The sequence below is a fragment of the Thermincola ferriacetica genome, assembly GCF_001263415.1.
GTDB classification, from domain to species: Bacteria; Bacillota; Thermincolia; order Thermincolales; family Thermincolaceae; genus Thermincola; species Thermincola ferriacetica.
Genome location: NZ_LGTE01000002.1, coordinates 165,296 through 177,056, shown reverse-complemented (window position 1 = coordinate 177,056; position 11,761 = coordinate 165,296). Strand labels below are relative to the sequence as shown.

General features: G+C 43.9%; 10 protein-coding genes. 3 read left to right on the top strand and 7 right to left on the bottom strand.

What is annotated here, in order from left to right; all coding sequences use genetic code 11:
- Positions 1–233: 233 nt before the first annotated feature.
- Complete coding sequence (locus Tfer_RS02530) at positions 234–1,235, bottom strand: AAA family ATPase (protein ID WP_052216740.1); 1,002 nt, start codon at positions 1,233–1,235, stop codon at positions 234–236.
- A 479-nt stretch (positions 1,236–1,714) separates the two neighbouring features.
- Between Tfer_RS02530 and Tfer_RS02525 the strand changes: the two genes are divergently transcribed.
- From Tfer_RS02525 to ablB, 3 genes are all read left to right on the top strand, one after another.
- The gene (locus tag Tfer_RS02525) at positions 1,715–1,999 is read left to right on the top strand and encodes an HU family DNA-binding protein (RefSeq protein ID WP_052216739.1); all 285 of its coding nucleotides are present in this window, start codon (positions 1,715–1,717) and stop codon (positions 1,997–1,999) included.
- A gap of 542 nt (positions 2,000–2,541) precedes the next feature.
- On the top strand, positions 2,542–3,801 hold the full coding sequence (gene kamA, locus Tfer_RS02520; protein ID WP_052216738.1) for a lysine 2,3-aminomutase: 1,260 nt from the start codon (positions 2,542–2,544) through the stop codon (positions 3,799–3,801).
- Positions 3,785–4,660, top strand: coding sequence for a putative beta-lysine N-acetyltransferase (gene ablB, locus Tfer_RS02515; protein WP_083436730.1), 876 nt, complete (start codon positions 3,785–3,787; stop codon positions 4,658–4,660). The genes kamA and ablB overlap by 17 nt, the downstream gene beginning before the upstream one ends.
- Positions 4,661–4,771: 111 nt before the next feature.
- Here ablB and hfq read toward each other — a convergent pair whose 3' ends face one another.
- From hfq to Tfer_RS02485, 6 genes are read right to left on the bottom strand one after another with little or no spacing between them, the layout of a single operon-like run.
- On the bottom strand, positions 4,772–5,041 hold the full coding sequence (gene hfq / locus Tfer_RS02510; RefSeq protein ID WP_052216736.1) for an RNA chaperone Hfq: 270 nt from the start codon (positions 5,039–5,041) through the stop codon (positions 4,772–4,774).
- Between the two features lie 34 nt (positions 5,042–5,075).
- Positions 5,076–6,026: a tRNA (adenosine(37)-N6)-dimethylallyltransferase MiaA gene (gene miaA / locus Tfer_RS02505; RefSeq protein ID WP_052216735.1), complete on the bottom strand. Its 951-nt coding sequence runs from the start codon at positions 6,024–6,026 to the stop codon at positions 5,076–5,078.
- Positions 6,023–6,835 (bottom strand): class I SAM-dependent methyltransferase, encoded by an 813-nt coding sequence (locus Tfer_RS02500; protein WP_052216734.1) that lies wholly within the window; start codon positions 6,833–6,835, stop codon positions 6,023–6,025. The genes miaA and Tfer_RS02500 overlap by 4 nt, the downstream gene beginning before the upstream one ends.
- Before the next feature lies 1 nt (position 6,836).
- Positions 6,837–8,696: a DNA mismatch repair endonuclease MutL gene (gene mutL / locus Tfer_RS02495; protein ID WP_052216733.1), complete on the bottom strand. Its 1,860-nt coding sequence runs from the start codon at positions 8,694–8,696 to the stop codon at positions 6,837–6,839.
- Positions 8,697–8,722: 26 nt separating this feature from the next.
- A complete protein-coding gene (locus tag Tfer_RS02490) occupies positions 8,723–10,072 on the bottom strand; it encodes a histone deacetylase family protein (protein WP_052216732.1) in 1,350 nt (449 codons plus the stop codon).
- Entirely contained in the window at positions 10,069–11,754 is a 1,686-nt protein-coding gene (locus Tfer_RS02485; RefSeq protein WP_052216731.1) for a hydantoinase/oxoprolinase family protein, read from the bottom strand. The genes Tfer_RS02490 and Tfer_RS02485 overlap by 4 nt, the downstream gene beginning before the upstream one ends.
- Positions 11,755–11,761: the final 7 nt, after the last annotated feature.

Sequence of the window (11,761 nt, the reverse complement as noted above, 5' to 3'; positions counted from 1 at the left end):
GTGCTTAATTTGTTCGTTTCACCTTATCGTATAGATCCCTCCTAATTCTATCCTCTAGTTAAGTATGTGTCAACTTTCGTTCTCCGGCAATTCGGTGCCCTCATTTATGGCACCAGCCATCCTCTGGGCACTGGCGGCGGAGTTCCAAGGGAGCAAATAAAATACCTTCGTTTAATCTTCTTAAGGCTTATGAATAAAGGGAAGATATGGGAATAACCTTAACATCCTGCCAATTACAAGACATTCCTTAGCCAATTTTCCCGTGCCCCCTTGATATCTTCCGGAAGTATAGTCATTAGTTCCTCACGGGTAACTTTAGTTTTGGAAACCAGGCGGACTGCCTGCAACCTAATGGCTTTTTCGATAATATTGCGGACCATTCTGGCATTTCCTTCGTGGTGATGCAAAGCAGTTTTACATGCTAGAACATTTTTCAGAGTTTCCCTTGCCTGTGGAGATAACCGGTATTGACGTTGGTTGAGCATTAATTCGCCTATCTGCAGCAGCTCTTCCATGCTGTAGTCGGGAAAATCGATATGTATGGGAAACCGTGACCTTAAACCGGGATTGGTCCCGATAAACTGTTCCATTTCTTCCCGATAACCTGCCAAGATAAGCAGTAGGTTATCTTTATGGTCTTCCATGGCTTTGACTATTACGTCAATAGCCTCCTTGCCAAAATCCTTTTCCCCGCCGCGGGCAAGAGAATAGGCTTCATCTATAAATAATACGCCACCCATGGCTTTTTTTATCTGATCTCTAGTCTTTTGCGCTGTATGCCCAATGTATTCGCCAACCAAGTCTGCCCGTTCTATTTCAAGTAGGTGGCCTTTGGACAAAACCCCTATTTCTTTGAAGAGGCGGCCAAAGACCCTGGCTACGGTGGTTTTTCCTGTACCGGGGTTTCCTTTAAAAATCATGTGCAGCGCCTGAGGCTCTGTCAACAGCCTTTCTTCCTCCCTGAGTTTTTGTATTTTGACAAAAGCCCGGATTTCGTTAACGATTTTTTTTACAGGCGCCAGACCTACCATCTGGTTCAATTCATCCAGAATTTCCTGTTCTCTGTCTATTTGTACCGATTCTTCTTTGGCATAATCCTTAAATTTTTTCCGGTTTTTTTCATTAAAGTAATTTATGGCTTTACTTGGCGGAAGATGGCCCTTTTCGACCAAATTCAACAATTTCTCAGGAGTAATTAAACCTTTATGGCGATCGCGAATAATTTTGATTTCCATGGTTTGTCAACTCCTTATTAGAAATAATTTCTACCTAATATGTTTATGAGGAAAAATGTAATTCATGTATAATTCATTAAAAAGATGTGGATTTATTGGTAAAATATGCAGGATTTCTGCGATATATGTAGAAATAAATTAGCATTAACATAAGAAACAAGAACAACCCATTGTTCTAAAAGCATTCGAGTCAGTCTTTTTGGTCAACTAATAAACAGCAGGGTTTTTAATACAACAGAATTCACTCCTTGAACATCTTGAGGGCAGGTTATAGTTGTTGCAGACATTATTTTGTTTTTTAATAGTGTGTGATTTGTGGGGATCATTTTTAGCGGGTAAGCAGGTCTTAAGCCGCATTAACCAAAACCAATAAATTTCATGATTAATCACCACCCGACCGAAAGGAGGTATTCTTGAGTTTTCCTTCAAGAGCAATTATAACAAAGCCCAAAATCAAGATTTAAAAGGAGGTATTTTTGTTGACTAAAACAGATTTAGTTGCCCAAGTGGCAGAAAAGGTTAGCAACTTAAAGAAAAAAGATTGTGAAAAGGCTGTAAATGCTGTATTTCAAAGCATTCAGGAAGCATTGGCTCGCGGTGAGAAAGCTCAGTTCATTGGTTTTGGTACTTTTGAAGTCAAGCAGAGAAAAGCCCGGAAAGGCCGCAACCCGCAAACTGGAAAAGAAATCAAGATTCCGGCTTCCAAGGTTCCTGTGTTCAAAGCTGGTAAGGCTTTAAAGGATTCTGTTGCTAAAAAGAAATAATGTTGTTTAATATTTCACAAAGTGATTAGATATATAAAAAACCAGCTCAGTAAAAGAGCTGGTTTTTTGTATGCGCCGGGCCACACGGATTATGTCCAAACTAAAGACATAGCGGTAAGGTTCTCTTGACCAATTACTAGTTAAATGGTAAAATTATTACAGACGGACAATTCAGGGTGAATTAAACATAGGAAGTAGGTGCGGTTCGAGCAACAGCACGCTTGGGTGGGTTGTTGTAAGTGCCTAAAGAAACGGAAGGGTTTCCACCGAAACCTAGCGTTGAAAAACCCGGTCGAGGGAGCTGGGGCTTTCTCTTAGTTCTACGAGGGCTGGAGATAGGTCATTGCATAGTGGTCTAGGGTGAGTTACGCGAGTTAACGAAGCCAGGGCACTCTAACTCTCTCTTCTGCTGAAAACACATCAGAAGAGAGTTAGAGTGCCCTGGTTTTTCTTATCCGGCAACCATACTATAAGCATGGTAAAGATCAAGTGAGTCTTTTACCCAGGGATTAAAAAATTCAAAAAAAGGAGAGTGATGTATATTGCAGAAGCAATGTAATGGTTTAAACTGGAAGAAGGATAATGAAAAAAAATGGAATGATTGGACGTGGCAATTGCGAAATAGAATTACATCCGTTGAAGAATTGAAAAAAATTCTGAAACTTACCCCAAAAGAGGAAGATGGAATACGAAATTGCCTCACTCACCTTAGAATGGCCATTACCCCTTATTACGCCTCACTTATGGACCCAAACGATTCTAACTGTCCTATCAGAAAACAGGCGGTACCAACCTCCGATGAATTGATTTCCGTATGCAGCGATATGGATGACCCATTGCATGAAGAAATCGATTCACCTGTTCCCGGGATTACTCATAGGTATCCGGACAGAGTATTAATGCTGGTCACAGACCAATGTGCCATGTACTGCCGCCACTGTACCCGGCGACGGATGGCAGGAACCAATGACAGGCAGTTGCCAATGAAGCAAATAGAAAGGGCTCTGAAGTACATTAAAAGCTCACCTTCTATTAGAGATGTTTTGATTTCCGGAGGAGATAGTTTTCTGCTCCCTGACGAAAAAATTGAATACCTGCTGAAAAATTTAAGAGCTATTAAACATGTAGAAATAATTCGCTTTGGCACCCGAACTCCTGTCGTTTTACCACAAAGAATTACGCCTCAGCTCTGCAATATCTTGAAAAAATACCACCCTATATGGGTAAATACCCACTTCAACCACCCGAAGGAGATTACTCCAGAATCTATTCACGCCTGTAATATGTTGGCCGATGCCGGGATACCTCTGGGAAACCAAACAGTATTGTTAAAAGGAATAAATGACTGCCCCGGGATCATGAGAAGATTATTTCAAAAACTATTGACTATCAGGGTGCGACCCTATTATTTATATCAATGTGACCTGGCCAGGGGAATAGAGCATTTCCGAACACCTGTCAGCAGAGGTATTGAGATTATTGAAATGCTCCGTGGACATACTTCCGGCCTGGCAGTACCTACCTTTGTGGTCGATGCCCCGGGGGGTGGTGGAAAAATCCCCGTAAACCCTCAGTACCTGATCTCTCATTCTGTAGATAAAACCATTTTACGAAATTATGAAGGAGTAATATGTTGTTACTCAGAGCCGGAGGATAAAACCAGCCAGTGTAAAAACTGCGAAACCTGTGGCATACCTAAAAAAGCCTTCGGCCTCGCAAAATTATTTAACGGGGAAATAAGTCTGGTTCCCAAGGGCAACAACCGGGAAAAAAGAAGGGGTACTTATGATGATGCAATATAAATTCACAGGGCACAAAGATTGTTGGGAAGCCGTCACCCCCACTACCGGCTTGAACATAAACTTTGACAAATTCAACCGACGCCTGATTGTAAAAGATCAGGGCACGGGCACCACCGCTCAGGTAATTGATTATATAGAAAAGATAGCCAGGAAAACTGCCTGGATGAACAAGATAATCGTTTTTTGCAGGGAATTCCGTTGGAAAGAATTTGTGTCTGCAGGGTACATGGTAGAAGGCTTTATGAACTACTATTATAAGGGAAGACCGGCTGTCCTGGTATCTAAGTTTTTAGATCCGGAAAGGTTTCTGTCCAAGGATTTTCTTCAGGAGGATGGGGTTTTGGAGAAAATCTTTGGGAAATCTGTTAGTTTATCTGGCCGCGGTTTGCCTGCCGGTTTTCAGATAAGGGCAGCCAGCCCTCGTGCTGCCTATGAACTGGCTGAGTTTTTTCAAAAAGTGTTTGACCTGTATCCCACTCCTATCAAAGACCCGAACTATTTAAAATACTGTATGAATAATAATTATGTTTTTCACGTAATTTTACATAAAAATCAAATAGTTAGCGCTGCTTCTGCAGAAATGGACCTGGATAATAAAGCGGCCGAAATTACCGATTGTGCAACACTGGATAATTACAGGGGGCAGGGGCTGATGTTCCAATTAGTTCAGGCCCTTGAAAAAGACATGGAAAATCGGCCTATAACAACTGTTTTCAGTCTGGCTCGGGCCAAATCTGCAGGTATCAACAGCGTGTTCCATAAAAGCGGGTATAAATATAGGGGCCGGTTGGTAAACAATTGTAGGATATGCACAGGCTTTGAAGACATGAACATATGGGAAAAACATCTGATTAAATAGATAAGAGCCCTCAAAAAAAGAGGGCTCTTAATTTTGTCCATCATGTTAATCGTATCTGTCCCGGATGACATTGGGACAATATACTATGTCAATTTTATCTCTGAATATAAGCTACTGCTGTTTGGGTTCGGCTGCAGTTGCATTGGCAGTTGCGCTGGTATAGGACGAGCTTATTGGTTTCAGAGGAGATATGGTTGAAACTGCATGTTTATACACCATTTGCTGTTTTCCGTCTAATTCCAGGATAACAGTGAAATTGTCAAATCCTTTAACCATTCCCTTTAGCTGAAAACCATTGACTAAATATATGGTTACAGGAATATTCTCCTTTCTAACCTGATTTAAAAATGCATCTTGCAGATTAATTTGCGGCTTAGTCATCTTTGTCCCTCCATTTTTAGTTTTTTACAATATTCTACGTCTTAATAAATTGTCCTTCAAATTGCATGGCAATTTCTCTCGCAATTTCTGATTTGAAGGTATATGCTTCGACATCAAACCATTTAATCCTTGCATCCCTGCGAAACCAGGTCAGTTGTCTTTTGGCAAACCGTCGGGTGTTGCGTTTTAAAAGTTGCACAGCATCTTCTAAAGTATATTCACCCCGCAGATAGCCTATGATTTCCTTATAACCAATGCCCTGCATGGAAACCATGCCTTCATGATAACCTTTTTTCAGGAGACATCGAACTTCTTCTATCAGCCCCTTTTCAATCATTTTATCTACTCTTTCCTCAATACGACGGTAAAGATTATGTCTTTGCATCGTCAGCCCATAATAGCCCAACCGATATTTCGGAGGCAGACTCTCATCCTCTAATCTGTGAAACGAAGAAATTTGCCGGCCGGAACTTAAATAAACTTCCAAAGCCCTGATAATTCTGCGCATATCGTTGGGATGAATTTTTTCGGCGGCCTTTGGGTCAACCTGCTGAAGCTTTCGATGCAGACTTGCACTGCCATACATTTCAGCTTCTTCTTTCAGCTTTTCCCGCAGACTTGGATCAACGGCCACAGGTGTGAAATCATAACGATCAATTACAGATCTTATGTATAAACCTGTACCGCCCACCAAAATAGGTACCTTTCCTTTATCATAAATCTGTTTAATGTAGTTTTCCACCATTTTTTGAAAAAGCGCCACACTGAATTCTTCATCAGGGTCAAGTATATCTATCATGTAATGTGGAATCCCCTGCATTTCCTCTTTTGTTGGCTTGGCAGTACCTATATCCATACCGCGGTAAACCTGCATAGAATCCCCTGAAATAACTTCTCCATTAATCAGCTTGGCCAGTTCAATACCTACCTCGGTTTTTCCAACGGCGGTAGGACCTACTATAACTATCAGGAAAGGTGGTTTCACAACGCAGCTTTCTCTCCTTTCCCTGTAATTATAAACCCAAAAGCAATCGGGCTGTGTTTTCCGCCCACTATGTTTTTAAATCCTAAGCGAGCAAATTCACCACTGGAACTACCTTCTTTCATAACCACCCTTTTGGTAGCCACACGGACTGCTTCATTCACTGCTTCCATGGACAACGGATCTCCGTTTACCCATCTGCGCAGCGGTTTCATTGAACTGGATTTCTGCATGGGTTTCCTGAACATAGGGTCAAAATATACTATATCAAAGCTATTATCCGGCAGGGTTTTCAAGTAGTTCAGATAATCAGCATTGATTACTTCTATTCTGCGCATGGCTTCATTGATCCTCTCGTTTTTGTCCCGGTAGTGCTGCAAACCATGCCGGACAATCAGTGCAATGACGGGTACCGATTCGAGGCCTACCACCCTACCCGAAGCTCCCACGGCGAAGCTTGCTACTATAGCATCGGAACCCAGGCCCAGAGTGCAGTCCAAGACTGAGTCTCCTGGACAAGCATCCATAGCGGTAAGCATGGGGTCATTTTGCCCTTTTTGCAGCGCTTTGATACGCACCTTACTCATACTGGGGTGAAAAAACAATTCAAAACCCTTATAAATTAAAGATAGTTCCAAGTTCTTACTGACCACCAGAAAACCGGCCTCTTCCCCCTCCGGACACAGCGCATTCAAGGGGCGCTTATTCCTTGGAATAAAAGGGACCTTTAAAACTTTGCTGCAGGATTCGGCCATAGCCACAGACTCAGGATTGATCTTATGGGTATTGGTAACATATAGATTTGGTGACATGTTATAATACCCTCTTAAACATTTTCTCTAATTCATAGCCCGAGATATGTATTACCGTCGGCCTGCCGTGCGGGCAGGTATATGGCAATTCCGTGTTGCTCAAATCAGCAAGCAACTTTTCCATCTGTCCCTGTAATAGCCTGTCTCCCGCTTTGATAGCGGCTTTACAGGACATCATGATAATAAGGTCTTCCCGCAGCGCTTTATTTGTTAGTTTGTGCTGATTATTGAAAAAATAATCCAATAAATCCAAAAAAATCTTTTTTTCCTCTCCCGGCGGGAATCCTCCTGGGACTCCCCGTAACAAGAAACTGTCCCCTCCAAAATGTTCTATAACAAATCCTATGGCCTGGAACTCCAGAATATTGGTAATCAATACCTGAGCTTCCAGGTGGGTCAATTCAATATGCTGGGGAATGGCTAAAAGCTGAGAATAGTTAGTTGTTGGCACCTGCATATTTTTTTCATACAAAATTCGCTCGTGAGCCGCATGTTGGTCAATCAGGTATAGCCCTGCTTCCCTACCCTGGGCTACGATATAAGTGCAGTCAATCTGGCCTATGGGGCGCAAACCCGCTATGACTTTGTCTTTTGGGAAATAGTTATAGGGTGTATCCAGGGAAATCCGCCGGGGTAAATCCTGTAGCATATTCAGTGGTATGTCTTGCGGTTCCTTCTGTGGTTCGTCCGCAAGGCTTCTGTCCGGCAATTCAGCCAAAACCGGAGTACCTTCTTTAACCAGAGAACATTCGGCCTGTTTTCCGTGATAATGGCCTTCATCTACATCCAGAAACTGCTGAACATATTGAGCTTGGTTCCTATTTTGTATACCTGACGGTTTCTCCACGGGAATCTTCGTTTCCGGGATAAGAGTGTTGCTGGACAGGGCATCTTTTACAGTGCTACTTAGCAAATCGCTGATTTTATCTAAAACAAATAGCCTTACTTCCATTTTCGCGGGATGAACATTCGGGTCAATCAGGTTGTAAGGCAGATGGATATTCAAAAATGCCACCGGATACCGGCCCGTCATTATTAATGAATGATACCCCTGTTCAAGAGCCTGGCTTAAGGGGCGGCTTTTTACTATTCTCCTGTTTACTATAAAAGTTTGATGGTTCCTTGTGGACCTGGTCACGGAAGGCCTGGCTATATAGCCATTGATACCGATGCCATCCCTTTCTGCATTGATAGGCAGCAGCGCCCTGGCAGTCTCTGTCCCGTAAAGGGAAGCAATGATGTCCAGCATATCACCGTTTCCCGAAGTTTTAAATAAAAACCGGTTATCATGCTGCAGACTAAAGCTGACTTCCGGGTAAGCCACAGCCAGTTTACCGACCACGTCACTGATATGCCCTGCTTCCAGGGATACAGATTTTATATTTTTTAAGCGCGCCGGAACATTGGCAAAAAGGTTGGATACTGTGATTGTGGTTCCGGCCGGGCAACCGATATCTTCATCTTTAACGATTTTGCCTCCCTCAACGATGAGGCGGGCGCCGCAAACTTCATTATGTGGCCTAGTTCGCACTTCCACTGTAGATACGGCGGCAATACTCGGTAAAGCTTCGCCCCGAAAACCAAGGGTAGCGATGGCATCAAGGTCCGCATCATTTCTTATTTTGCTGGTAGCATGCCTGTGAAAAGCTAGGCGAGCGTCTTCTCTGTCCATTCCCTCCCCGTTGTCAATAACTGTAATCTTATCAAGTCCACCCCGGAAAATCTGAATCTCAATTTTACTGCTCCCGGCATCAAGGGCATTTTCCACCAGTTCTTTGATTACCGATGCCGGTCGCTCCACAACTTCCCCGGCGGCTATTTTATTGGCTGTAAAATCATCAAGTATCTTGATTTTACCCACTTCATTCACCTGTCTGTCGTTATGAGTTAAAACTCTTCCAGTTTTTTAGTTCCCACATTGGTAAAGATACGGTAAACGTCTTCCGCTTTGTTCTGCAGGTAAACATAGTCGTAGGCTTCTGACCTAACAGCGTTCATATAATCATTATGGGCGTCATTGTAACACCTCTGGCAAGCGTTAAAAGGAATAGCGACACAAAAAACCTTACTCCGCCGGTCATTATGATGAAAAGCCTGGGACATGATTGTAATGTATCCGGCACAATCATAGCAAAGCCGCACTTTTTCTACCTGGTTTTCGTGAATATAATCAGTATCATAGAAAATGGTTTTCTGCCGCTGATAAAAATCTGATTTATGGGCCAGTACGCCAAGTTCAATTTTGTTTCTTTGTTTCCATACTGCCAACAGCTCTTCAACAGTTTCCTTAATCCTCTCCGTTTTTTCCGGAGATTGTACAAGTTGGTTTTTATTATAATCAGGCTCAATAACATGCGAGTAATCAAGGCCCGCCATAGCCAGGATAATTCCCGTATTGACATAAGGAAGGGCCGTTTCAATAGCGTAACCGCCTTCCAAAACAGCAATGTCCGGGGCCAGTTTCTGGTTCAACTGGGCATAACCCTGGGCTGATACCTTCATGTTGGCAAGGGGGTCCGTATAATGGTTATCCTGTCCGGCCGAGTTAATAATAATTTCCGGTTGGAATTCGTTTAACACAGGCAGAATTAAATTATCCAGCACATAATGAATACCTTCATCGGTAGTACCCGGCGGGAGCGGAACATTCAGGGTAGTACCGTAAGCTGCCGGGCCGCCTGCTTCGTTGGTAAAACCACTACCCGGATAGAGGGTCCGGCCATCCTGGTGAAATGAGATAAATAAAACATCCGGGTCATGGTAAAAGATATCCTGGGTGCCGTCGCCGTGGTGCACGTCGGTATCAATGATGGCCACCTTTTTTATGCCGTATTTATGCCTTAAATAATCAACCATAATGGCTTCGTTATTGATATTGCAGAAGCCGCGGTTACCATGTACCACCCGCATGGCATGGTGGCCGGGCGGTCGAACCATGGCAAATCCGTTATGGATTTCCCCCTTCATAAGTGCATCGGCAATTACCAGAGCGCCACCTGCCGCAATTAAATGCGCTTCCGTGGTCTGGCCGGCCACGTTGGGCACGCAAAAATGGGTCCTGGCCACATCCTTTTTTGTGGCGAGGCGCGGTTTATATTCGGTTATCTGCGGTAAATCCATAAGCCCTTCCTCAAAAATTTGGTCTCTTGTATAAAGCAGCCGTTCCTCCCTTTCGGGGTGAGTCGGCGATATGGCCCAGTCAAAGGCCGGGAAAAAAACCAGTCCTGTTTTCTTCATGCGTCCTGGCCCCCTTGTTTATAAAGACGGGTAAGGATTTTTCTGGGGGTTTGCACCGTGACGTGATAAATCCTGCCAGTGGTGGTAAAACCCCTGATCACATTAAATACTTCCGAATGAGTAACCTCTACACTGCCGGTATCAACCGGGACATGTAAGTCGTCAGCCATTTTTAGCAGTTGTTCTTTAGCCAGTCGAACGGCATCTTCTTCCCGAAAAGAAGAAAACTTGCTGACAGACCCTTGATTGCCGTTTTCTTCGACGGTATATAACCCCTCTCCTGTATCAATCCGTAAAGTTGCTTTCAAAGTGGGCTGGGCAACGGCAGCGCCTATGGCATTGGCTACTTCGGCGTGTTCCGGTATAACAGGGGTGCAGTTTATTAACCGGGCTACGGCCTGAGTTATGCCGGGAGCGGCGCCACCTACCCCGATTATGTTTTGGGGACGTATCTGGGTCGGGTGCAATAATTCCCAAACCCTGTAAGCAGGCTCCTGTTCCCAAGATAAAAACATATCTTCAATAGCCCCGGTAATGCTTTGGCTGAATTTATCCAATATTTTTTGCGCCACCGTTTTTACATCACATCCCAGCGGCTCGGCCAGTTTAACCAGTCCTTCTTTTGCCGCTTCCACATTACCGTGACTGTAATATCCCAATACCAACAGGGCATCGGTAGGTGTTGGATACGGTCCGCCGAAACAATAGGCCGGGCCTTTTCTTTCGTAAAGCAGGTCTATGTCATTTCCTTTCACTGCAACGGCTGTGTCTCCCCCAACAGGTACGGAACGAACCGCGTAGGATGTTATGCTGGTATAATAACCTTTTACTGTGGCTCCTTTTGAGGCCAGAACCGGTTTACCGGATAGAATTAGAGCCAAATCGGTGGTAGTACCGCCTATATCCATGACTACTGTATCTTCCCCTTCCGGAGACAAAGCCATGGCACCGAGAGTGCTGGCTGCCGGTCCCGAAAAAACAGTCTCAACTGGCGCTTTTTTGGAATCTTCCAGGGACAATGTACCGCCGTCAGCTTTTAAGATAAATATAGGCGCCGTAATTTGCCTGTCTCTAAATGCTTTGTTAACTGTATCCACAAACTTTACATGTTCATCACGGGTGGCAACCGTGAGCATGGTGGTAGCTGCCCGACGCAGGAAATTCAACCGGCCGGAAACTTTATGGCCCAGTTCGGTTATTATTCCCGCTCGATTAAATATGTTGCCAACTTCTATTTCGTGGGCATTATTACGGCCGGAAAACTTGCCGACAATGGCTGCTTTTCTATACCCTTTCTTTTTGATTTCTGATATGGTTAAATCCAATTGCCGCTTATCCAGGGGAATAATCTGCCGGCCCCTGTAATCAATGGCACCGTCGATAATAAAGGTATCTTCCTTAAAAGGGTAATCCCTGGGGTTTAACCCGGGTCCTGGTTCCAGTACCAGGGCTACGGGTTCGTATTTGTTCTGGACAATCAGGTTAGTTATGAGGGTAGTACTGATAACCACTCTCTCAATCAAACTGTTATCCACTTGGTCCGTTACCCTGTCGAGAGCTTCCAATAAACTGAGCAATAAGTTGTCATGTACTGTTGGAAACTTTGTTTTGCTGATCACCCGGTCCTTATCGATTAAGACGGCATCGGTAAAAGTGCCGCCCACATCGATACCGATATACATTTAATCA

What these genes read in the sequence shown, in the direction of transcription:
- hfq (WP_052216736.1), bottom strand. Translation starts at nt 5,041, where the DNA reads ATGACTAAGCCGCAAATTAATCTGCAAGATGCATTTTTAAATCAGGTT.
- ablB (WP_083436730.1), top strand. Translation starts at nt 3,785, where the DNA reads ATGATGATGCAATATAAATTCACAGGGCACAAAGATTGTTGGGAAGCC.
- Tfer_RS02490 (WP_052216732.1), bottom strand. Translation starts at nt 10,072, where the DNA reads ATGAAGAAAACAGGACTGGTTTTTTTCCCGGCCTTTGACTGGGCCATA.
- Tfer_RS02530 (WP_052216740.1), bottom strand. Translation starts at nt 1,235, where the DNA reads ATGGAAATCAAAATTATTCGCGATCGCCATAAAGGTTTAATTACTCCT.
- Tfer_RS02485 (WP_052216731.1), bottom strand. Translation starts at nt 11,754, where the DNA reads ATGTATATCGGTATCGATGTGGGCGGCACTTTTACCGATGCCGTCTTA.
- Tfer_RS02500 (WP_052216734.1), bottom strand. Translation starts at nt 6,835, where the DNA reads ATGTCACCAAATCTATATGTTACCAATACCCATAAGATCAATCCTGAG.